This is a genomic window from Leclercia sp. LSNIH3 (genome assembly GCF_002935105.1).
GTDB lineage: Bacteria > Pseudomonadota > Gammaproteobacteria > Enterobacterales > Enterobacteriaceae > Enterobacter > Enterobacter adecarboxylatus.
Window position 1 is genome coordinate 4,290,316 of the sequence record NZ_CP026387.1, and the last position, 22,146, is coordinate 4,312,461.

Annotated in this window: 22 protein-coding genes; 14 read left to right on the top strand and 8 right to left on the bottom strand. The window is 56.6% G+C overall.

Annotation, left to right across the window (positions count from 1 at the left end; all coding sequences use genetic code 11):
* Nucleotides 1–4: 4 nt before the first annotated feature.
* The 3 genes from ruvC (at nt 5) to ruvB (ending at nt 2,239) form a co-directional block, all read left to right on the top strand.
* A complete protein-coding gene (gene ruvC, locus C3F35_RS20770; protein ID WP_032611947.1) occupies nt 5–526 on the top strand; it encodes a crossover junction endodeoxyribonuclease RuvC in 522 nt (173 codons plus the stop codon).
* Nucleotides 527–608: 82 nt separating this feature from the next.
* Nucleotides 609–1,220, top strand: coding sequence for a Holliday junction branch migration protein RuvA (ruvA, locus tag C3F35_RS20775; RefSeq protein ID WP_032611945.1), 612 nt, complete (start codon nt 609–611; stop codon nt 1,218–1,220).
* An 8-nt stretch (nt 1,221–1,228) separates the two neighbouring features.
* A complete protein-coding gene (gene ruvB, locus C3F35_RS20780; RefSeq protein ID WP_032611943.1) occupies nt 1,229–2,239 on the top strand; it encodes a Holliday junction branch migration DNA helicase RuvB in 1,011 nt (336 codons plus the stop codon).
* A gap of 89 nt (nt 2,240–2,328) precedes the next feature.
* On the opposite strand, the gene znuB is transcribed toward ruvB, so the two are convergent.
* Both znuB and znuC read right to left on the bottom strand, forming a co-directional pair.
* Nucleotides 2,329–3,114 carry a zinc ABC transporter permease subunit ZnuB gene (gene znuB / locus C3F35_RS20785; RefSeq protein ID WP_032611941.1) on the bottom strand — a complete coding sequence of 262 codons (786 nt, stop codon included), beginning with the start codon at nt 3,112–3,114 and terminating at the stop codon, nt 2,329–2,331.
* A complete protein-coding gene (gene znuC, locus C3F35_RS20790; RefSeq protein ID WP_032611939.1) occupies nt 3,111–3,866 on the bottom strand; it encodes a zinc ABC transporter ATP-binding protein ZnuC in 756 nt (251 codons plus the stop codon). Before znuC ends, znuB begins: the two co-directional genes overlap by 4 nt.
* A gap of 78 nt (nt 3,867–3,944) precedes the next feature.
* Between znuC and znuA the strand changes: the two genes are divergently transcribed.
* The 3 genes from znuA (at nt 3,945) to lpxM (ending at nt 7,315) form a co-directional block, all read left to right on the top strand.
* Complete coding sequence (znuA, locus tag C3F35_RS20795; RefSeq protein ID WP_032611938.1) at nt 3,945–4,889, top strand: zinc ABC transporter substrate-binding protein ZnuA; 945 nt, start codon at nt 3,945–3,947, stop codon at nt 4,887–4,889.
* A 15-nt stretch (nt 4,890–4,904) separates the two neighbouring features.
* Nucleotides 4,905–6,227: a murein DD-endopeptidase MepM gene (gene mepM, locus C3F35_RS20800; protein ID WP_032611935.1), complete on the top strand. Its 1,323-nt coding sequence runs from the start codon at nt 4,905–4,907 to the stop codon at nt 6,225–6,227.
* A 116-nt stretch (nt 6,228–6,343) separates the two neighbouring features.
* The gene (gene lpxM / locus C3F35_RS20805; RefSeq protein WP_059349894.1) at nt 6,344–7,315 is read left to right on the top strand and encodes a lauroyl-Kdo(2)-lipid IV(A) myristoyltransferase; all 972 of its coding nucleotides are present in this window, start codon (nt 6,344–6,346) and stop codon (nt 7,313–7,315) included.
* 72 nt (nt 7,316–7,387) lie between these two features.
* Here lpxM and pyk read toward each other — a convergent pair whose 3' ends face one another.
* Together pyk and C3F35_RS20815 are read right to left on the bottom strand one after the other, a co-directional pair.
* On the bottom strand, nt 7,388–8,830 hold the full coding sequence (pyk, locus tag C3F35_RS20810) for a pyruvate kinase (RefSeq protein ID WP_032611932.1): 1,443 nt from the start codon (nt 8,828–8,830) through the stop codon (nt 7,388–7,390).
* A 123-nt stretch (nt 8,831–8,953) separates the two neighbouring features.
* Nucleotides 8,954–9,859: a MurR/RpiR family transcriptional regulator gene (locus C3F35_RS20815; protein ID WP_071886436.1), complete on the bottom strand. Its 906-nt coding sequence runs from the start codon at nt 9,857–9,859 to the stop codon at nt 8,954–8,956.
* Nucleotides 9,860–10,180: 321 nt separating this feature from the next.
* Here C3F35_RS20815 and zwf point away from each other — a divergent pair, with 321 nt between their 5' ends.
* From zwf to C3F35_RS20835, 3 genes are all read left to right on the top strand, one after another.
* Nucleotides 10,181–11,656 (top strand): glucose-6-phosphate dehydrogenase, encoded by a 1,476-nt coding sequence (gene zwf / locus C3F35_RS20825; RefSeq protein WP_059307635.1) that lies wholly within the window; start codon nt 10,181–10,183, stop codon nt 11,654–11,656.
* 231 nt (nt 11,657–11,887) lie between these two features.
* Entirely contained in the window at nt 11,888–13,699 is a 1,812-nt protein-coding gene (edd, locus tag C3F35_RS20830) for a phosphogluconate dehydratase (protein WP_103792077.1), read from the top strand.
* A gap of 39 nt (nt 13,700–13,738) precedes the next feature.
* A complete protein-coding gene (locus C3F35_RS20835) occupies nt 13,739–14,380 on the top strand; it encodes a bifunctional 4-hydroxy-2-oxoglutarate aldolase/2-dehydro-3-deoxy-phosphogluconate aldolase (protein WP_059307637.1) in 642 nt (213 codons plus the stop codon).
* Between the two features lie 123 nt (nt 14,381–14,503).
* On the opposite strand, the gene purT is transcribed toward C3F35_RS20835, so the two are convergent.
* Entirely contained in the window at nt 14,504–15,682 is a 1,179-nt protein-coding gene (gene purT, locus C3F35_RS20840; RefSeq protein ID WP_103792076.1) for a formate-dependent phosphoribosylglycinamide formyltransferase, read from the bottom strand.
* A gap of 149 nt (nt 15,683–15,831) precedes the next feature.
* Here purT and yebF point away from each other — a divergent pair, with 149 nt between their 5' ends.
* The 3 genes from yebF to ptrB all read left to right on the top strand — a co-directional run bounded on the left by yebF (nt 15,832) and on the right by ptrB (nt 19,095).
* The gene (gene yebF, locus C3F35_RS20845) at nt 15,832–16,185 is read left to right on the top strand and encodes a protein YebF (protein WP_032611916.1); all 354 of its coding nucleotides are present in this window, start codon (nt 15,832–15,834) and stop codon (nt 16,183–16,185) included.
* A gap of 87 nt (nt 16,186–16,272) precedes the next feature.
* Complete coding sequence (locus tag C3F35_RS20850; RefSeq protein ID WP_103792075.1) at nt 16,273–16,923, top strand: tellurite resistance TerB family protein; 651 nt, start codon at nt 16,273–16,275, stop codon at nt 16,921–16,923.
* A 90-nt stretch (nt 16,924–17,013) separates the two neighbouring features.
* Nucleotides 17,014–19,095 carry an oligopeptidase B gene (gene ptrB, locus C3F35_RS20855; RefSeq protein WP_059307639.1) on the top strand — a complete coding sequence of 694 codons (2,082 nt, stop codon included), beginning with the start codon at nt 17,014–17,016 and terminating at the stop codon, nt 19,093–19,095.
* On the opposite strand, the gene exoX is transcribed toward ptrB, so the two are convergent.
* The 3 genes from exoX to C3F35_RS20870 form a co-directional block, all read right to left on the bottom strand.
* Nucleotides 19,077–19,739, bottom strand: coding sequence for an exodeoxyribonuclease X (gene exoX, locus C3F35_RS20860; RefSeq protein WP_103792074.1), 663 nt, complete (start codon nt 19,737–19,739; stop codon nt 19,077–19,079). The genes ptrB and exoX overlap by 19 nt on opposite strands.
* Nucleotides 19,740–19,763: 24 nt before the next feature.
* On the bottom strand, nt 19,764–20,420 hold the full coding sequence (locus C3F35_RS20865; protein WP_103792073.1) for a nitrilase-related carbon-nitrogen hydrolase: 657 nt from the start codon (nt 20,418–20,420) through the stop codon (nt 19,764–19,766).
* A 107-nt stretch (nt 20,421–20,527) separates the two neighbouring features.
* Nucleotides 20,528–20,758 carry a DNA polymerase III subunit theta gene (locus tag C3F35_RS20870; RefSeq protein WP_032611906.1) on the bottom strand — a complete coding sequence of 77 codons (231 nt, stop codon included), beginning with the start codon at nt 20,756–20,758 and terminating at the stop codon, nt 20,528–20,530.
* A gap of 135 nt (nt 20,759–20,893) precedes the next feature.
* Here C3F35_RS20870 and yobA point away from each other — a divergent pair, with 135 nt between their 5' ends.
* Nucleotides 20,894–21,268, top strand: coding sequence for a CopC domain-containing protein YobA (gene yobA / locus C3F35_RS20875; RefSeq protein ID WP_103792072.1), 375 nt, complete (start codon nt 20,894–20,896; stop codon nt 21,266–21,268).
* Nucleotide 21,269: 1 nt separating this feature from the next.
* Nucleotides 21,270–22,142, top strand: coding sequence for a copper homeostasis membrane protein CopD (gene copD / locus C3F35_RS20880; protein WP_103792071.1), 873 nt, complete (start codon nt 21,270–21,272; stop codon nt 22,140–22,142).
* Nucleotides 22,143–22,146: the final 4 nt, after the last annotated feature.

Consider the following 22,146-nt stretch of genomic DNA (forward strand, 5'->3'; position numbering starts at 1 on the left):
CGTGATGGCGATCATTCTCGGCATTGACCCCGGCTCACGCATCACCGGTTATGGCGTCATCCGCCAGGTCGGGCGTCAGTTAACCTACCTGGGCAGCGGATGTATCCGCACTAAAGTGGACGATCTGCCGTCGCGCCTGAAGCTTATCTATGCAGGCGTGACGGAGATCGTCACTCAGTTCCAGCCGGATTTTTTCGCCATCGAACAGGTGTTTATGGCGAAAAATGCCGACTCGGCGCTGAAGCTCGGTCAGGCCCGCGGCGTGGCGATTGTCGCGGCGATGAATCAGGACCTGCCCGTGTTCGAATACGCTGCGCGACAGGTCAAGCAAACCGTGGTGGGCAATGGCGGGGCAGATAAAAGCCAGGTGCAACATATGGTGCGCACATTGCTGAAACTGCCGGCCAATCCGCAGGCGGATGCCGCCGATGCGTTGGCCATCGCGATAACCCATTGCCACGTCACCCAGAACGCGATGCAAATAAGCGAATCGCGGCTCAATCTGGCCCGAGGCCGATTGCGTTAAATGAAAAATCAGGCTGGATGTTTATCCAGCCTTTTTTTATGATGGCAGCGGTAAATTTTAGTTCTTAACGCAGGAGCGTCACGTGATAGGCAGACTCAGAGGCATCATCCTCGAAAAACAACCCCCGATAGTGCTGCTTGAGACCGGAGGCGTGGGCTACGAAGTCCATATGCCAATGACCTGTTTCTACGAACTGCCGGAAGTGGGTAAAGAGGCAATAATTTTTACCCACTTTATCGTGCGTGAAGATGCTCAGCTGCTGTTTGGCTTCAATGACAAGCAGGAACGTACCCTGTTTAAAGAGCTGATTAAGACCAACGGCGTCGGCCCGAAACTGGCCCTGGCGATCCTGTCCGGGATGTCGGCGCAGCAGTTCGTGAATGCTGTTGAGCGTGAAGAGCTGGCGGCCCTGGTGAAACTTCCTGGCATCGGCAAGAAAACGGCAGAACGCCTGATTGTCGAAATGAAAGACCGCTTCAAAGGTCTGCATGGCGATCTGTTTACGCCAGCAGCCGATCTGGTGCTGACATCCCCTGCGGGTCCGTCTGACGATGATGCGGAGCAGGAAGCGGTTGCCGCGCTGGTGGCGCTGGGCTATAAACCTCAGGAAGCGAGCCGGATGGTCAGCAAAATTGCTAAACCGGACGCCACCAGTGAAACCCTGATTCGTGAAGCGCTGCGCGCGGCGTTGTGAGGTAAAGGATGATTGAAGCAGACCGTCTGGTCTCGGCAGGCAATGTTCAGGCAGAAGATCTGGTGGACCGTGCGATCCGCCCGAAGCTGCTTGATGAGTATATTGGCCAGCCGCAGGTGCGCTCGCAAATGGAGATCTTTATCCAGGCAGCAAAATTACGCGGCGATGCCCTCGATCATCTGCTGATTTTTGGCCCGCCAGGATTGGGGAAAACCACGCTCGCCAACATCGTTGCCAACGAAATGGGGGTCAATCTGCGCACGACCTCCGGCCCGGTGCTGGAGAAGGCAGGCGATCTGGCAGCGATGCTGACGAACCTTGAACCTCACGATGTGCTGTTTATCGATGAGATCCACCGCCTGTCACCGGTGGTGGAAGAGGTGCTTTATCCGGCGATGGAAGACTACCAGCTGGATATCATGATTGGCGAAGGCCCGGCGGCGCGCTCGATTAAAATCGATCTGCCACCTTTCACCCTGATTGGCGCCACCACCCGCGCAGGCTCGTTAACCTCGCCGCTGCGCGACCGTTTCGGCATCGTACAGCGACTGGAGTTTTATCAGGTGCCCGATCTCCAGCACATTGTCAGCCGCAGCGCGCGCTACATGGGGCTGGAGATGAGCGAAGAGGGGGCTTTTGAAGTGGCGAAGCGTTCCCGCGGAACACCGCGTATCGCCAACCGTCTGCTGCGCAGGGTGCGTGATTTTGCCGAAGTGAAGCACGACGGCTCCATTTCGCTGGAGATCGCCGCCCAGGCACTGGATATGTTGAACGTGGATGCCGAAGGGTTTGATTACATGGACCGCAAGTTGCTGTTGGCGGTGCTGGACAAATTCTTTGGTGGGCCGGTCGGGCTGGATAACCTGGCGGCCGCCATCGGTGAAGAGCGGGAAACCATTGAAGATGTGCTTGAGCCATACCTGATCCAGCAGGGCTTTTTGCAGCGTACACCGCGCGGGCGCATGGCAACGGTGCGAGCCTGGGATCACTTTGGCATTACGCCACCGGCGATGCCATAACCCCGATGGAAAAGGCCGGATGGCGACAGCGCCCTATCCGGCTTAGAGCAATTGCAGGCCCGGTAAGCGAAGCGCCACCGGGCATCACATCAGCTGGCAGGTTTCTTCATCATACTGAAGATAAACAGCGTTGCCGCACACAGTACCACTGACGGCCCGGCGGGCGTGTCGTAAAACGCCGAGAAAGTTAACCCACCGGTCACGGCAATCATCCCCACCCCTACTGCAACACCGGCCATCTGCTCCGGCGTGCGGGCAAAACGGCGCGCGGTCGCGGCGGGAATAATCAGCAGTGAAGTGATGATCAGCGCCCCGACAAACTTCATCGCCACGCCAATGGTCAGCGCGGTCACCAGCATCAGCAGTAACTTCACGCGTTGTAACTTCACGCCGTCAACAAAGGCCAAATCCGGGCTGATAGTCATTGCCAGCAGGCTGCGCCACTGCCACAGCAGGATAGCCAGCACGATCACCACCCCGATGGCGATGGCGATTAGATCGTCCGGCGTGACCGCCAGCAGATCGCCAAAAAGATAGGCCATCAGATCCACGCGAATATTGGACATCAGGCTGACCACCACCAGACCCAGCGACAGGGCGCTGTGCGCCATAATCCCGAGCAGCGTATCCACTGCCAGATGAGGGCGCTTTTCCAGCCACACCAGACCGGCGGCCAGCAGCAGCGTGACCGCAATCACCGCATAGAACGGATTCACATCCAGTAGTAAGCCAAATGCCACCCCCAACAGGGAGGCGTGGGCGAGGGTATCGCCAAAATAAGACATCCGGCGCCAGACGACAAACGAGCCGAGAGGACCCGCCGCGCAGGCGAGCATCATCCCGGCCAGCCAGCCGGGCAATAAAAGTTCAATCATGAGTTACCGTTTCCCCGGCGCAGGACAATGCGTCCCTGCAAATCATGGCGGTGGTTGTGATGGTGGCGATAAATGCCCAGCTGTTCGGCGCCGCGAGGGCCAAACATCGAGATAAACTCAGGGTGCATGGAGACCACTTCCGGTGTGCCAGAGCAGCAGATGTGATGGTTCAGACAGAGCACTTCGTCCGTTTTCGCCATCACCAGATGCAAGTCGTGCGAGACCATCAGCACGGCGCAGTCCAGCTCTTTACGCAGCTGATCGATCAGGTCATACAGCGCCACCTGACCGTTGACGTCTACACCCTGCGTCGGTTCGTCGAGCACCAGCAGCTGCGGCTTGTTCAACAGCGCGCGAGCCAGCAGCACGCGCTGGGTTTCGCCGCCGGAGAGCTTTTGCAGGGGCGCATCGATCAGATGCCCGGCCTGCACCCGTTTGAGCGCCGGCAAAATGTCCTCTTTACGCGTGTCGGGGCGCAGACGCAGGAAACGGCTTACCGTCAGCGGCAAAGTTGCGTCCAGATGCAGCTTTTGCGGCACGTAACCGATGCGCAGTTGCCGGTCACGCTTGATAAGGCCGCTGTCGGGTGCTACCAGGCCCAGCACCACGCGTACCAGCGTCGATTTACCTGCGCCATTAGGACCCAGCAGCGTCAAAATTTTGCCAGGCTTCAAATCCAGCGAAACGTCAGAGAGGACGCGGCGCTGACCGAATGAAACCGAAATGTTTTCGAGAGATACCAGATTCGTCATATCAATTTTATGCTTGCAGAAGTCAACGAATGTTATAATATCACATTTCGCCCACTCATTACGATGAATAGTCGCATTATGTTACAGAAAAATACGCTTCTTTTCGCAGCATTATCCGCTGCCCTTTGGGGTTCAACAGCACAAGATGTTAACGCCGCTGTTGTCGCTTCGCTTAAACCGCTCGGGTTTATCGCTTCCGCTATCGCAGATGGCGTGACGGAAACCCAGGTGCTCCTGCCTGATGGCGCCTCTGAGCACGATTATTCCCTGCGCCCTTCGGACGTAAAACGCTTACAAAACGCAGACTTAGTGGTCTGGATTGGCCCAGAGATGGAAGCCTTCATGCAAAAGTCGGCAAATCAGTTGCCAGAGGCTAAAAAGGTTACCATTGCTAATCTATCTGGTGTGAAACCGCTTCTCATGAAAGGGTCTGAGGATGACGATCATGACCACGATCACGGTACAGCGGAAGGGGAAAAAGGTGACGAACATCACCATCATGGTGACTACAACATGCACCTTTGGCTGTCCCCAGAAATAGCACGGCTTTCGGCGGTTGCAATCCATGAAAAATTAGTGGAACTTATGCCGCAAAGTCGAGCCAAACTTGACGCCAACCTGAAGGATTTTGAGGCACAACTTGCCGCAACCGACAAGCAGGTGGGTACCGAGCTCGCACCATTGAAAGGTAAAGGATATTTCGTTTTTCATGACGCCTACGGGTACTACGAAAAACACTACGGTCTCACGCCGCTTGGCCATTTCACCGTCAATCCAGAAATTCAACCCGGTGCGCAGCGTTTACATGAAATCAGAACACAGTTGGTTGAGCAAAAAGCGTCCTGCGTTTTTGCTGAGCCACAGTTCAGGCCAGCGGTCGTTGAAGCCGTGGCAAGGGGTACGTCCGTGCGTATGGGCACCCTTGACCCACTTGGTACCTCTATCCAGTTGAGCAAAGCGAGCTATTCGCAGTTTCTCAGCCAACTGGCGAACCAGTATGCGAGCTGCCTGAAAGGAGATTAACGAGGAAGTGAATACGTGCAACAGATAGCCCGCTCTGTCGCCCTGGCATTTAATAATCTGCCCCGGCCCCACCGCGTCATGCTGGGGTCGCTTACTGTTCTCACCTTAGCGGTCGCCGTCTGGCGGCCCTATGTTTACCACCCTAATTCCGCGCCAGTTATTAAAACTATCGAACTGGAAAAAAGTGAAATCCGCTCGCTGTTACCCGAAGCCAGTGAACCTATCGATCAGGCTCCACAGGAAGAAGAAGCTATTCCGCAGGATGAGCTTGACGATAAAACGGAAGCTGAAGTGGGCGTGCATGAATATGTCGTCTCCACTGGGGATACACTAAGCAGCATTCTGAATCAGTACGGCATTGAAATGGGCGAAATCAGCCAGCTTGCCGCGTCCGATAAAGAGCTGCGTAACCTGAAAATCGGCCAACAGATCTCCTGGACCCTGACAGACAGCGGCGATTTACAGCGTCTGACCTGGGAAGTGTCCCGTCGCGAAACCCGCACCTACGATCGTGCTGAAAACGGTTTCAAGATGACCAGCGAAATGCAGCAGGGCGACTGGGTTAATAGCGCTATCAAAGGTACGTTAAGTGGCGGCAGTTTTGTTGCCAGCGCCCGTGAAGCCGGGCTGACCAGCGGCGAAATCAGTTCGGTGATCAAAGCCATGCAGTGGCAAATGGACTTCCGGAAGCTGAAAAAAGGCGATGCCTTCTCGGTGCTGATGTCCCGCGAGATGCTGGACGGCAAGCGTGAGCAGAGCCAACTGCTGGGTGTACGTTTACGCTCCAGCGGGAAAGATTACTACGCCATCCGCGCTGAAGATGGCAAATTCTACGATCGCAACGGCACGGGGCTGGCGAAAGGTTTCTTACGCTTCCCGACCTCGAAACAATTCCGTGTCTCGTCGAACTTTAACCCGCGCCGTCTGAACCCGGTGACCGGCCGCGTCGCCCCGCACCGTGGTGTGGATTTCGCCATGCCGCAGGGAACCCCTGTTCTGGCCGTGGGTGATGGCGAAGTGGTGATGGCCAAACGCAGCGGTGCGGCGGGCTATTACGTAGCCGTGCGCCACGGGCGAACCTACACCACCCGCTATATGCACCTGCGTAAGCTGCTGGTGAAGCCGGGCCAGAAGGTGAAACGTGGCGACCGTATTGCGCTGTCAGGCAATACCGGCCGTTCTACCGGCCCGCATCTGCACTATGAAGTGTGGATCAACCAGCAGGCGGTCAACCCGTTAACGGCGAAATTGCCGCGTACCGAAGGGCTGACCGGCAAAGACCGCAGCGATTATCTGGCGCAGGTCAAAGAGGTTATTCCGCAGCTCAGTATTGATTAATTCTGCAGCGTCAGAAGCCGGTGCGTTACTGCACCGGCTTTTTCTTTTGTGCCTTGCGCATGGCCTCGCTAAACTAACGCATTACTCTTTTAAGCATCACCCGCCCTGGAAAAAGCATGGAAACCCAAAAAAACAACAGTGAGTACATTCCTGAATTCGAAAAGTCCTTTCGTCATCCGCGCTTCTGGGGCGCCTGGCTGGGTGTGTATGCCTTTGCAGGCCTGGCGATGCTGCCTGCGTCCGTGCGCGATCCGCTGTTGGGCAAAGTAGGGCGTCTGGCGGGCAAGCTGGGTAAAAGCGCCCGTCGTCGCGCGCAGATAAACCTTTTCTATTGCTTCCCGGAAAAGAGCGAGGCGGAGCGTGAAGCGATCATTGATGAGATGTTCACAACCGCGCCGCAGGCGATGGCGATGATGGGCGAGCTGGCGTTACGCGGGCCGGAAAGGGTCGCCAGCCGCGTTGACTGGAAAGGGCTGGAGATCATCGAGGAGATGCGTCGCAATGACGAGAAGGTGATCTTCCTGGTGCCGCATGGCTGGGGCGTGGATATTCCGGCGATGCTGATGGCCTCGCAGGGGCAGAAAATGGCGGCCATGTTCCACAATCAGGGGAACAAGGTTTTCGACTATGTGTGGAATACGGTGCGTCGCCGCTTTGGCGGCCGCCTGCATGCCCGTAACGACGGCATCAAACCTTTTATTAAATCTGTACGACAGGGCTATTGGGGCTACTATCTGCCAGACCAGGATCACGGGGCGGAACACAGCGAATTTGTTGATTTCTTTGCCACCTATAAAGCGACGCTGCCCGCCATTGGCCGGTTGATGAAGGTATGTCAGGCGCGAGTGATCCCGTTATTCCCGATTTACGACGGCAAAACCCATCGCCTGACGATTGAAGTACGCCCGCCGATGGACGATCTCCTTACCGCCGACGACAACACCATTGCGCGCCGCATGAATGAAGAGGTGGAGATTCTGGTGGGGCCGCATGCGGAGCAGTACACCTGGATCCTGAAGCTGCTTAAGACGCGCAGGCCGGGCGAGAAAGAACCGTACAAGCGTAAAGAGTTGTATCCTAAAAAATAAAAAATCCCCCGGTTTCGGGGGATTTTTTTATGGCAAGCTATGTGCGCGCTTATGGAAAGCCGCGCAAAGGGCTTATTCGACGGTCATCACGCGGGTGGTGTTGGTGGAGCCGATGGTGCTCATCACATCGCCCTGGGTCACGATGACGATATCACCGGAAACCAGATAACCTTTGTCGCGCAGCAGATTCACTGCGTCGTTCGCCGCAGCCACGCCGTCGTTGTTGCTGTCGAAGAACACCGGCGTCACGCCACGATACAGCGCGGTCAGGTTCAGGGTGCGCTCATGACGGGACATAGCGAAGATCGGCAGACCGGAGCTGATGCGCGAGGTCATCAGTGCGGTGCGGCCGGATTCGGTCATGGTGATGATTGCCGTCACGCCCTTCAGGTGGTTTGCGGCATACATCGCAGACATCGCAATGGCTTCTTCCACGTTGTCGAACTGAATGTCCAGACGGTGCTTGGAGACGTTGATGCTTGGGATCTTCTCTGCACCCAGGCAGACGCGCGCCATCGCGGCCACGGTTTCTGCAGGATACTGGCCCGCAGCGGTTTCGGCTGACAGCATTACCGCATCGGTACCGTCGAGCACGGCGTTCGCCACGTCCATTACTTCCGCACGGGTCGGCATTGGGTTAGTGATCATCGACTCCATCATCTGGGTCGCAGTGATCACGGAACGGTTAAGCTGACGGGCACGGCGGATCAGCGCCTTCTGGATCCCGACCAGTTCCGGGTCGCCAATCTCAACGCCCAGGTCACCACGCGCCACCATCACCACGTCAGAGGCAAGGATGATGTCATCCATCGCGTCCTGGCTACACACCGCTTCAGCACGTTCCACTTTCGCGACGATTTTGGCATCGCAACCTGCATCACGTGCCAGACGGCGAGCGTAGTTCAGATCTTCGCCGCAGCGCGGGAAGGAGACAGCCAGGTAGTCAACGCCAATCTCAGCTGCGGTGAGGATGTCGGCCTTGTCTTTTTCGGTCAGGGCTTCGGCAGAGAGACCGCCGCCCAGTTTGTTAATGCCTTTATTGTTGGAGAGCGGGCCGCCAACGGTCACTTCGGTGAAGACCTTCATGCCCTGAACTTCCAGCACTTTCAGCTGAACGCGACCGTCGTCGAGCAGCAGGATATCGCCCGGAACCACGTCAGCAGGCAGGCCTTTATAGTCGATGCCGACTTTCTCTTTATCGCCTTCGCCTTTGCTCAGGTTAGCGTCGAGCAGGAATTTATCACCGATATTGAGGAAAACTTTGCCTTCTTTGAAGGTCGATACGCGGATTTTAGGACCCTGAAGGTCACCGAGGATAGCGACATGACGTCCCAGTTTTGCCGCAATCTCACGGACCTTATCTGCACGTAATTTATGATCTTCCGGTGTCCCGTGAGAAAAGTTCATACGTACCACGTTGGCACCTGCCGCGATGATTTTCTCGAGGTTATTATCGCGATCGGTAGCCGGGCCTAAGGTGGTAACGATCTTGGTTCTGCGAAGCCTTCTGGACATGTAATACTCCGTTGTCTGAAACAACCTGGTGTTGCGTGAACGATGATTCGGCACGTTGTCCGCCGTAATACCAACAAGAAACTTACCGAATGCCGAAAAAAGTAACAACTTTATCAGTGACGATCAGGGAACTTCACCCTTAATCAACAACGCTTTATCAAAACGCGATTCCTTGAGCGCTTCTTTGACACGCTTCAAGTTATCTCTGAATTTTGCCCCACGGCGTAGGGTAAAGCCGGTGGCCAGCACGTCGATGACGGTTAACTGCGCCAGGCGCGACACCATCGGCATGTAAATATCGGTGTCTTCCGGCACATCGAGCGTGATCGCCAGCGTCGCTTCACGCGCCAGCGGCGTACCGGTGGTGGTGAGGGCAATTACCATGGCATCGTTTTCACGCGCCAGCTGGGCCAACTCCACCAGACTCTTGGTGCGCCCAGTATGCGATATCAACACCACCACGTCATCTTCGTTACAATTCATACAACTCATGCGTTGCAGCACGATGTCGTCGGAATAAATAACCGGGACATTAAAACGAAAAAATTTATTCATTGCATCATGTGCGACGGCGGCTGACGATCCGAGACCAAAGAAAGCAATCTTTTTGGCCTGGGTCAGCAAGTCAACCGCCCGGTTAACCGAACTCATATCCAGGGACTGACGCACCTGGTCCAGCGTCGCCATCGCCGATTCGAAAATTTTGCCGGTGTAGGCCTCTACGCTGTCGTCTTCATCGACATTGCGGTTTACATAGGGAGTGCCGTTAGCCAGACTTTGCGCCAGATGGAGTTTAAAATCCGGGTAGCCACGCGTCTCCATGCTGCGGCAGAAGCGGTTAACGGTTGGTTCGCTGACCCCCGACTCCTGAGCCAGAGTGGCGATGCTGGAATGAATGGCCTGCGCGGGGGCGGCGAGAATTACTTCAGCCACTTTTCGCTCGGATTTGCTAAGGTGTTCCAGTTGAAACTGGATTTTTTCTAGCATGTTCATTATTAACACGGCGCTCATCGGTGGAAACGATTTCATTAATGGGTGAAATCGCGATTCGAATTAGCAAGAATATACGCCTGTGATATGCCAAAAAGGGCAAACCCGGAAAAAATGTTGTTGTTTTTTTTCATTACTTGATCGCGGTCGGATTTTAGCAACAACCTGATAGCGCAAAATTTCACCCATTTGCCCGTTATTACCCTTCGCTGTATCAGCGTCTGGCGAAATTTCGCGGTATCGCACGCGAGGATAAGTGCAAATGGTTTCGGGAATGACATAAAAGCAGTAGAGTGCATGTAATAAAATTACAACGATATTCTGGCAAAAGCACCAGGGTATCCAACTGAGGAGAATGACATGGCGGTAACGCAAACAGCCCAGGCATGTGACCTGGTCATTTTCGGCGCGAAAGGCGATCTTGCACGCCGTAAATTGCTGCCTTCCCTGTACCAACTGGAAAAAGCGGGTCAAATCCACCCGGAGACACGTATCCTGGGCGTGGGCCGTGCCGACTGGGATAAAGACGCCTATACAAAGGTAGTGCGCGAAGCGCTGGAAACTTTCATGAAAGAGAAGATCGATGAAAGTTTGTGGGATACGCTGAGCGGACGTCTCGATTTTTGCAACCTCGACGTTAACGACACCTCAGCCTTTGCCGATCTGAGCGCCATGCTCGATCAGGAAAAGCGCGTCACCATCAACTATTTTGCGATGCCGCCAAGCACCTTTGGCGCTATCTGCAAAGGGCTGGGCGAAGCAAAACTGAACGCCAAGCCAGCACGCGTAGTAATGGAAAAACCGCTGGGCACGTCGCTGGCAACCTCCCGCGAAATCAACGACCAGGTCGGTGAATATTTCGAAGAGTGCCAGGTCTACCGTATCGACCACTACCTCGGTAAAGAGACGGTGCTGAACCTGCTGGCGCTGCGTTTCGCCAACTCCCTGTTCGTCAACAACTGGGATAACCGCACCATCGACCACGTAGAGATCACCGTGGCGGAAGAGGTGGGGATTGAAGGGCGCTGGGGTTACTTCGACCAGGCTGGTCAGATGCGCGACATGATCCAAAACCACCTGCTGCAAATCCTCTGCATGATTGCCATGGCGCCGCCATCAGATCTCACCGCGGACAGCATTCGCGATGAGAAGGTGAAAGTGCTGAAGTCCCTGCGCCGCATCGATCGCTCCAACGTGCGTGAAAAAACCGTGCGCGGTCAGTACACCGCCGGTTTTGCCCAGGGTAAAAAAGTGCCGGGCTATCTGGAAGAAGAGGGTGCGAATAAAACCAGCAGCACCGAAACCTTCGTCGCCATCCGCGTGGATATCGATAACTGGCGTTGGGCGGGTGTGCCGTTCTACCTGCGCACTGGTAAGCGTCTGCCAGCCAAATGCTCTGAAGTGGTCGTCTACTTCAAAAACCCGGAACTGAACCTGTTCAAAGAGTCATGGCAGGAGCTGCCGCAGAACAAGCTGACCATCCGTCTGCAGCCGGACGAAGGTGTGGATATTCAGGTGCTGAACAAGGTTCCTGGCCTGGATCACAAACACAACCTGCAAACAACCAAGCTGGATCTGAGCTACTCCGAAACCTTCAACCAGACGCATCTGGCGGATGCGTACGAACGTCTGCTGCTGGAGACCATGCGTGGGATCCAGGCTCTGTTTGTGCGCCGTGACGAAGTCGAAGAGGCGTGGAAATGGGTCGACTCCATCACCGAAGCCTGGGCAGCGGATCAGGATGCGCCAAAACCGTATCAGGCGGGGACCTGGGGGCCGGTTGCCTCTGTGGCAATGATTACCCGCGACGGTCGTTCCTGGAACGAGTTTGAGTAACGTGACCGTTAATCCTTAGGGGTTATTTTACCGGTAACATGATCTGGCTCAGGCCAACGCACATTATTTAATCATTTAAGCTCCGTGTGGATTTCCACCCGGAGCTTTTTTTATTACACTGCCGGAAGCGATTTTGCCCCACAGCTCCGGCTATCAAGCGTTTCAGCGATGTTATAGGCTCGAACACTTTGTTAATTCCAGAGCGCGGACAGATAAATGACAGGAGCTTCTATGAATTCAATTTTGTTACGGGTAACACAGCGCATTGTTGAACGCTCGAAAAAGACCCGCTCAGCCTACCTCGCGCGCATTCAGCAGGCGAAGAGCGACAAGGTCCATCGTTCGCAACTGGCATGCGGTAACCTGGCGCACGGCTTTGCCGCCTGCCAGCCAGAAGATAAAGCCTCCCTGAAAAGCATGCTGCGTAACAATATCGGCATCATTACCTCCTATAACGACATGCTTTCCGCGCACCAGCCGTATGAGACTTACCCGGACATTATTCGAAAAGCGCTGCACCAGGCAAATGCGGTGGGCCAGGTCGCAGGCGGGGTGCCAGCCATGTGTGACGGTGTCACCCAGGGGCAGGACGGGATGGAGCTTTCGCTGCTGAGCCGGGAAGTGATCGCCATGTCTGCCGCGGTAGGCCTGTCGCATAACATGTTCGACGGCGCGCTGTACCTCGGCGTGTGCGACAAGATCGTCCCGGGTCTGGCGATGGCGGCGCTGTCGTTTGGTCATCTTCCTGCGCTTTTCGTGCCGTCAGGCCCGATGGCCAGCGGTCTGGCAAACAAAGAAAAAGTACGCATTCGCCAGCTGTATGCCGAAGGCAAAGTGGATCGCATGGCGCTGCTGGAGTCAGAAGCCGCGTCCTACCACGCGCCGGGCACCTGCACGTTTTACGGTACTGCCAACACCAACCAGATGGTGGTGGAGTTTATGGGGATGCAACTGCCTGGCTCGTCGTTTGTCCACCCGGATGCACCGCTGCGCGAAGCTCTGACTGCCGCCGCGGCGCGTCAGGTGACCCGCCTGACCGGTAACGGCAACGAGTGGATGCCGCTCGGTAAAATGGTTGATGAAAAAGTGGTGGTGAACGGTATCGTGGCCCTGCTGGCGACCGGCGGCTCCACTAACCACACCATGCACATGGTGGCGATGGCGCGTGCGGCGGGGATCCTGATCAACTGGGACGATTTCTCTGACCTCTCCGAAGTGGTACCGCTGCTGACCCGTCTCTACCCGAATGGCCCGGCGGATATTAACCACTTCCAGGCAGCGGGTGGCGTACCTGTGCTGATGCGCGAGCTAATGAAAGGTGGACTGCTGCATGAGGACGTCAACACGGTGGCCGGTTTCGGCCTGCAGCGTTATACCCTGGAGCCGTGGCTGAACGAGGGCGAGTTGGCCTGGCGTGAAGGGGCACAGGCCTCGCTGGATGACAGCGTGATCGCCACCTTCGACAAGCCGTTCTCCCACCATGGCGGCACCAAAGTGCTGAACGGCAATCTGGGTCGGGCAGTCATGAAAACCTCTGCGGTGCCGGTGGAAAATCAGATTATCGAAGCTCCGGCAGTGGTGTTCGAAAGCCAGCATGACGTGCTGCCAGCATTTGAAGCAGGTCTGCTGGATAAAGATTGCGTGGTCGTAGTCCGTCATCAGGGACCAAAAGCGAACGGCATGCCAGAATTACATAAACTAATGCCGCCACTTGGTGTATTATTGGACCGCTGTTTCAAAATTGCGTTAGTAACCGATGGACGCCTCTCCGGCGCATCAGGTAAAGTGCCTTCTGCTATCCATGTCACCCCGGAAGCTTACGACGGTGGCTTGCTGGCAAAAGTCTACGATGGCGACATCATCCGCGTTAATGGTCAGACCGGCGAGTTGACCTTACTGGTGGATGAGGCGGTACTTGCCGCACGTAAGCCACATATTCCTGACCTGAGCGCATCGCGCGTGGGCACGGGGCGCGAAATGTTCAGTGCGCTGCGCGAGAACCTCTCGGGCGCAGAGCAGGGCGCGACCTGTATTACGTTTTAAGACGACAAGAATTATCGATCTGGCGAGAGAAAAACTCTGATGAAAAACTGGAATACAAGTGCAGAAGCAATCCTGAAAACTGGCCCGGTAGTGCCGGTGATCGTGGTTAATAAGCTGGAACATGCTGTGCCAATGGCGAAAGCGCTGGTTGCCGGTGGCGTTCGCGTCCTGGAAGTCACCCTGCGTACCGCCTGTGCAATGGATGCAATTCGCGCCATCGCCAAAGAAGTGCCGGAAGCTATCATCGGTGCGGGTACCGTGCTGAACCCACAGCAGCTGGCTGAAGTTACCGAAGCCGGTGCGCAGTTCGCCATCAGCCCGGGCCTGACTGAGCCTCTGCTGAAAGCGGCAACCGAAGGCTCCATTCCATTGATCCCGGGTATCAGCACCGTTTCTGAGCTGATGCTGGGTCTGGACTACGGTCTGAAAGAGTTCAAATTCTTCCCGGCGGAAGCCAACGGCGGCACCAAAGCGCTGCAGGCAATCGCAGGTCCATTCGCCAACGTCCGTTTCTGCCCGACTGGCGGCATCTCTCCGGCGAACTACCGTGACTACCTGGCGCTGAAAAGCGTGCTGTGTATCGGTGGTTCCTGGCTGGTGCCGGCGGATGCGCTGGAAGCGGGTGACTGGGATCGCATCACTAAGCTGGCGCGCGAAGCGGTAGAAGGCGCGCAGCAGTAAGGTTTTGCTTTGCCGGATGGCGGCTTTGCCTTACCCGGCCTGCAAGTTCAATACCTTGCAGGCCAACGCAAGCGAAGCGTCGCCAGGCAATGCCAACAAAAACGGGCCATTCGGCCCGTTTTTTTATCCTGCTACCTGGACACTCGCGGCGGCCTGTTTCGCCCGCTCAACCGCCTCTTCCACGCTTTCACCCGTCGCCAGCGCCACGCCCAGACGGCGCGAACCTTCGATTTCTGGTTTACCGAACAGACGCAGCTGCAAGCCCGCGCCCACTGCGGCATCGACGTTATCAAAGGTGACGTTCTGGCTGGTCAGCTGCGGCAGCATCACCGCCGACGCTGCCGGGCCATACTGTCGCACGCCGCTGACCGGCAAGCCCAGGAAGGCGCGAACGTGCAGCGCAAACTCGGAGAGATCCTGAGAGATCAGGGTCACCATGCCGGTATCGTGTGGACGCGGGGAGACTTCGCTGAAGATCACGTCATCGCCACAGACAAACAGCTCGACGCCAAACAGCCCATGACCACCCAGAGCCAGGACCACTTTGCGGGAGATCTCCTCGGCGCGCGCGCGGGCCAGCTGGCTCATCTGCTGCGGCTGCCAGGACTCACGGTAGTCGCCATCTTCCTGACGGTGACCAATAGGATCGCAGAAATGTACGCCATCGACGGCGCTGACGGTCAGCAGGGTGATCTCAAAATCAAACTGCACCACGCCTTCAACGATCACCCGCCCGGCACCAGCGCGGCCACCTTGCTGGGCGTAATCCCAGGCGTGATCCAGCTGCTCGGCGCTGCGGACAAAGCTCTGCCCTTTGCCGGAAGAACTCATCACCGGCTTAATGATGCACGGGTAACCAATCTCGTTCACCGCCTGCAAAAAATCGCTTTTGCTGTCGGCGAAGCGATAGCGGGAGGTGGGCAGGGACAGCTCTTCTGCGGCCAGGCGGCGAATGCCTTCCCGGTTCATGGTCAGCTTCGCGGCGCGGGCGCAAGGCACCACGCGCTGGCCTTCGGCCTCGAGCGCCAGCAGGGTGTCGGTGGCGATGGCTTCGATTTCCGGCACCACAAAGTGCGGTTGTTCTGCGGCAATCACGGCGCGCAGGGCATCGCCATCCAGCATGTTGATGACGTGCGAGCGGTGCGCAACGTGCATGGCCGGTGCATCGGCATAGCGATCGACGGCAATAACTTCAATCCCTAACCGCTGGCACTCGATGGCCACCTCTTTGCCCAGTTCACCGGAGCCGAGCAACATCACGCGCGTCGCTGCTGGTCGCAGCGCTGTTCCTAAACGAGTCATAATCATCCCCCTGAGAAAGTTGCGCGCAGTATAAACGAAAACGTTTGCGTCTGTCTTGCTTCGCAGAAATCCGCTGTCTGGACAGGTGGTTATTTGCATCATGGCCGTTTTCGACCATGCTTTTGGGGAAGCCAATACAGGAGAGCATGATGAACAAAACAGGGGCAGTGATGGCGCTGGCGCTTATGGCCGCCAGCCTGACGGCGCAGGCCGCAAACGAGAAAAAGGTGAAATTTCCGGCCTGTGAAGGGCTGGATGCTAAAGGGATTGCCGCCAGCGTGAAGCGGGACTATCTGCAAAACCGCATCGTGCGCTGGGCAGACGATCAAAAGACGCTGGGAATGGCGGATCCGGTGGCGTGGATCAACCCGAAGGAGGTGAGAGGGGAAAAAGATCAGTGGACTGTTCCGCTGACGGTACGCGGTAAAAACACCGATATCCATTATCAGGTGAAAATTGATTGTAAAGCGGGCAGTGCCCAATACCTCTCACCCAAAAAGTGAATTTTCGCTTCTTTTGTTGCCGCAGACATTTCCTGACATCCCCTCGCTTACGCTGTGAAATTCATGCACCGTTAAGTGAGGGAAATCATGTCAAACTGGTTGAATCAATTACAGTCGCTGCTTGGGCAGAAAACGGGGGCCTCCTCGGGTGAAGGGCTGAGCAAAATGCTGGCACCAGGCGCACTTGGTGGCCTGGCCGGGCTGCTGGTGGCGAATAAATCTTCGCGAAAGCTGCTGGCAAAATATGGCACCGGCGCTCTGCTGGCGGGGGGCGGTGCCATTGCTGGCAGCGTGCTGTGGAACAAGTATAAGGACAAGGTACGCAACGCCCATCAGGATGAACCGCAGTTTGGTCAGCAGGCCTCACCGCTTGATGTGCGCAGTGAAAGGCTGATCCTGGCGCTGGTCTTTGCGGCGAAGAGTGACGGCCATATTGATGATCAAGAGCGTGCCGCCATCGAGCAACAGCTCCGTGAAGCGGGCGTGGAGGAGCAGGGCAGGGCGCTGGTGGCACAGGCCATTGAGCAGCCACTTGATCCACAGCGTCTGGCGCAGGGGATCAAAAATGAAGAGGAAGCGCTGGAGCTCTATTTCCTGAGCTGTGCCGCGATTGATATCGATCACTTTATGGAGCGCAGCTATCTGAATGCGCTGGGTGATGCGCTGAAGATCCCGACGGAGGTTCGCGAGGGGATTGAGCAGGATATTCGCCAACAAAAACAGGCGTTCCCCGGCTAACTTTTTACGTCCGGGTATCCCGTTTCGCTTGCATCGTGCGCATGTTTTGCCAACCTTATAGGGTGTAAATCGTAAAAGAATCATATTGACATGCCACCTAAAGCCCAACGCATACCGCATGCTCTCACCGCACACGGTGATACGCGTATCGACAACTATTACTGGTTGCGCGACGATACCCGCTCACAGCCGGAGGTGCTGGACTACCTCCACGATGAAAATGACTATGGCCATCGGGTCATGTCGACGCAGCAGGCGTTACAGGATCGCCTGCTTAACGAAATGGTGGAACGCGTCCCGCAGCGTGATGTCTCGGCGCCCTGGAGTCGAAACGGCTATCGATACCGGCACATCTATGAGCCAGGGAACGAATACGCCATCTATCAGCGGCAGTCGGTACTCTGCGCCGAGTGGGAAGAGTGGGAAACGCTGCTGGATGCCAACCAGCGGGCCTCGCACAGCGAGTTTTATACCCTGGGCGGGATGGCCGTGTCGCCGGATAACGCCATTATGGCGCTGGCGGAAGATTACCTCTCGCGGCGTCAGTATGGCCTGCGATTCCGCAACCTGGAGTCCGGGAACTGGTATCCCGAGATGCTCGATAACGTCTCCCCCGATTTTATCTGGGCCAACGACTCAGAGACGGTCTACTACATTAAGAAGCATGCCACCACGCTGCACCCCTTTCAGGTCTGGCGGCATACGGTAGGCACTGCGTCCACCAGTGACGAGCTGGTCTATGAGGAGAAAGACGAAACCTTTTACGTCAGCCTGCATAAGACCACCTCAAAACACTACGTGATTATTTTCCTCGCCAGCGCCACCACGACCGAGGTGCTGCTACTGGATGCCGAGCTGCCGGACGCCCAGCCGCTGTGCTTTATGCCGCGCCGTAAGGATCATGAATACAGCCTCGATCACTTCCAGCACACCTTCTATTTGCGCTCCAACCGGGAAGGCAAAAACTTTGGCCTCTACAAAACCAAAGTGCGTGATGAACGCAAATGGGAAGTGCTGATCCCGCCACGCGATCAGGTGATGCTTGAAGGCTTTACCCTGTTTACCGACTGGCTGGTGGTGGAAGAGCGCCAGCGCGGGCTGACCAGTCTGCGCCAGATCAATCGCAAAACCCGGGAGGTCATCGGGATTGCCTTCGACGATCCCGCCTACGTGACCTGGATTGGGTATAATCCCGAGCCGGAAACGTCGCGGCTGCGCTACGGCTACTCCTCCATGACCACCCCGGACACCCTGTTTGAGCTGGATATGGATACCGGGCAGCGCAAGGTGCTGAAGCAGGCCGAGGTTAAAGGCTTTGACGCTGACCTCTATCGCAGTGAACACGTCTGGATCGTGGCCCGCGACGGCACCGAAGTGCCGGTCTCGCTGGTCTACCATAAGCACCATTTTCGCAAGGGCAAAAACCCTATCCTTATCTACGGCTACGGCTCGTATGGCTCCAGCATTGACGCCGATTTCAGCAGCAGCCGCCTGAGCCTGCTTGATCGGGGCTTTGTCTTCGCGATTGCCCATATCCGTGGCGGCGGGGAGCTGGGGCAGAAATGGTATGAAGACGGCAAGTTCCTGAAAAAGAAAAATACCTTCAATGACTACCTGGATGTCTGTGACGGGCTGCTCGAGCTGGGTTATGGCGATCGCAAACAGTGCTTCGCGATGGGGGGCAGCGCGGGGGGCATGCTAATGGGCACCGTCATTAATGAGCGTCCGGGGCTGTTTAAAGGCGTGGTGGCGCAGGTGCCGTTTGTCGATGTGCTGACCACGATGCTGGATGAAACCATCCCGCTGACCATCGGCGAATATGAGGAGTGGGGTAACCCTCAGGATGCGACCTACTACCGCTACATGAAATCCTACAGCCCCTACGATAACGTTGAGGCGAAGGCCTATCCGCACATGCTGGTGACCACCGGTTTGCATGACTCCCAGGTGCAGTACTGGGAGCCTGCGAAGTGGGTGGCGAAATTGCGTGAATTGAAGACCGACGATAATTTACTGCTGCTTTGCACCGACATGGATGCCGGACACGGCGGCAAATCTGGTCGCTTCAAATCCTATGAAGGGGTGGCGCTGGAGTATGCCTTTATCGTCGGCCTTGCGCAGGAGACGTTAACAAGCCGGTCGGGAGAGGCGGATCAGGATCCGCCCAGATAGTGCTTCAGCGTCAGACGTAGCTCAGGACTCATTCTGTCGAGGTTGTTATACAGCCAGCGCAGATAGCCCGGATCTTTGTCCGCCACTTCCGCCACCGCCTTCCCGCGGTATTTACCGAAGGTAAAGGTGGTCAGCAGCGCCGGGCGTCCGGTGATGTCGGCCATTTCGTCCGGGGTCCAGCCGGTGGTATTCATAATATCGATCAGCAATGCGGCGGTAATGTAGCAGTCGTACAGGGCGCGGTGATGATGTAGTCCTTCTGGCGTTCTGACGCTGAGTTTGCGCGACTTATAGAGCGCCATATTGCTGTATTTAATGCCCGGCCATAAACGCCGGGCCAGTTTCATGGTGCAGATCCATTCCCCCGGCATTTCGGGCAGAACGCGGCGATCGAAGCTGGCGTTATGGGCCACATACCACGGACTGCCGTGGTAGTGGGGGATCACCTCTTCAATCCAGGGTTTGTCGGCTACCATTGCCTCGGTGATGCGGTGAATAGCCATCGCCTGCGGGCTAATGGGGCGATCCGGGCGCACCAGATGGCTGCATGGATTGACGATCTGCCCGTTCACAACATCGACAGACGCCACTTCCACAATCCCTCCCTGCAGATCGCAGGTTTCGGTGTCGATGACACGTAGCATGGCTCTCTCCTGGCCGTAAAAGGTTTAGCGTAATGGAATGATCTCACCTTGCCAACTCTGCTCAACATAGCGGCCTGTTAATAATACCTCGCCGCGATCGGCGCGAAGAATTAACTGCCCGCGGGCATCCCACAGGGCGCTGCCGCCGTCGTGGTTTGCCACCAGCACCGCAATGGCATAGCGGTGGGCAAAACGCTGCAATCGGGCAAAAGTGGCAGGCCGCTCAGCTTCACTCAGCGCCATACTGCGGGTAAGCAGCGTGGCGTTGGGGGCGATCCCGGGCTGGTCGGCGTGAGTATCCACCAGGGTCAGGCCGCTGTGTCGGCTCTCCAGACAGGCACCCGCGCCATGCGGATAGACAATGGCCTGAGGCTGGTCCGGGCTAAACCACGCCAGTCCACGCTGGCGCTGGCCGTTTTCGTCTACCGTGATCCCGGCAATAACCGAGAGGTTACACACCTGCGCGGCCTCATGCAGAGGTGCGAGCTGCTGATGAGTGGGTGGGGCAGGGAGATGGCTGTCTGGTAAGACCGGGCCGGTTAACGAGAGTTCCGGGAAGAGCAACAAATTGCACTGCTGGCGTGCGGCGGCGGCGATAAAACGCAGATGGTGTGTAATGTGGTCATCCACGTAATGATGGGTCGGCTGGTACTGAGCAGCCGCAATATTCCAGTGAGACATCGTGATTTCCTTATGCACGGAGTCGCAGAGATTCATAAAGCCCCTGAATGAATCAGGGCTTTTTATCCTGCCATAATCTGTGTAAGGAAATGTATCACCGGGTAAGGTTATTTAACTTTCGGCTCCCACGGCAGGCGTGAGAGGGTGACAGAGGTCAAGCGGTGAGCAATCAGACGCTGGCGGAACCAGTCGCGCAGGTGCGCCGGTTGTTCACGCTCTACCACCTCAGCGATAACGGGCATGTTATAGCGCTCTTTGAATGCCACGCCCGCCGCGGCCAAATCCACATTCACTTTGTCCATCTCCTCCTGGGGGAGGGTGGCGAGATTAATTTTCATAACCGTCTCCTTCATTTGCGGGCAAAGTTACCCAAACGGCGGCGTGTTGACAAGTCCGGGCAGGATGATCCTCGACTGGATCATTATACAGAGTTATTCTCTGACAATCAGGCATAACAAAAAGGAATGTATGTGATGGCGATGCGCCTTTCCCGTGCTGTCTGCACGCTGACTCTGTTACTGACTACGCTGACGACTCCGGTTGCCTTTGCCCATGCGCATTTGAAGCATCAGTATCCCGCGGCCGATGCTGCTGTTGACGCGGCACCCCAGGCATTAACGCTTAACTTCTCCGAGGGGATCGAGCCGCGGTTTAGCGGCGTTTCCGTCAAGGATGCTAATCAGCAGCCCGTTGAAACCGGCGCGGTCAAACGCAATGAAAAAGACCCGACGCAGCTGATCGTGCCGATGGCATCTTCGCTGAAGGCAGGCACTTACCAGGTGGACTGGCACGTGGTCTCCGTAGACGGTCACAAAACCCAGGGTAGCTACCGTTTTAGCGTGAAGTAACATGCTGGCGTTTTGCTACGTTACGCTGCGATTTATTCATTTTTCTGCCCTGATGGTGCTGTTTGGTAGCGCCCTGTACAGCGCCTGGCTGGCGCCTGCCTCCCTGCGGCGTTTGCTGAAGCGGCGTTTTCGCCGTCGGCAAAAAACGATCGCGCTCATCAGTCTGCTGTCGGCGCTGATAATGCTTGCGCTCCAGGGGGGGGTGATGGGCAGTGGCTGGCAGGATGTGATCAGTCCGCCAACCTGGCAAGCGGTGCTGACCACCCAGTTCGGTCGGGTCTGGCTATGGCAGATGATGCTGGCCTTCGTGACCCTCTGGATTGCCTGGCTGGAGCCACGTAAAGCCGCGCCCCTGCTCCTGCTGTTTACCGCCGCGCAGTTTATTCTGCTGGCGGGAACCGGGCATGCGGCGATGCATGACGGTATTCTTGGCAGGGTGCAGCGCAGCAATCATGCCCTGCATCTGCTGTGTGCCGCTGTCTGGCTGGGTGGCTTATTGCCGCTGCTGTTTTGCCTGCGTCTGTCGCACGGGCGCTGGCGGGAGGCCGCGATCCACACCATGATGCGCTTCTCGCGCTACGGTCATCTGGCTGTAGCCGGGGTCATGCTCACCGGGGCGATCAATACCTTGTTGATCCAGGGCTGGGTCGTACCGTGGCACTCGGGCTGGGGGCGAATGCTGTTGTTGAAATGTGCGCTGGTGGCAATGATGGTGGTAATTGCCCTGGTGAATCGGTATGTTCTGGTGCCGCGATTTCGTTCTGGCGACGGACGCGAGCAACGCTATTTTATCAGGATGACGCAGACTGAGGTTGTGCTGGGGGCGCTGGTTCTGGCGGCAGTCAGCCTGTTCGCGACCTGGGAACCCTTCTGACGAG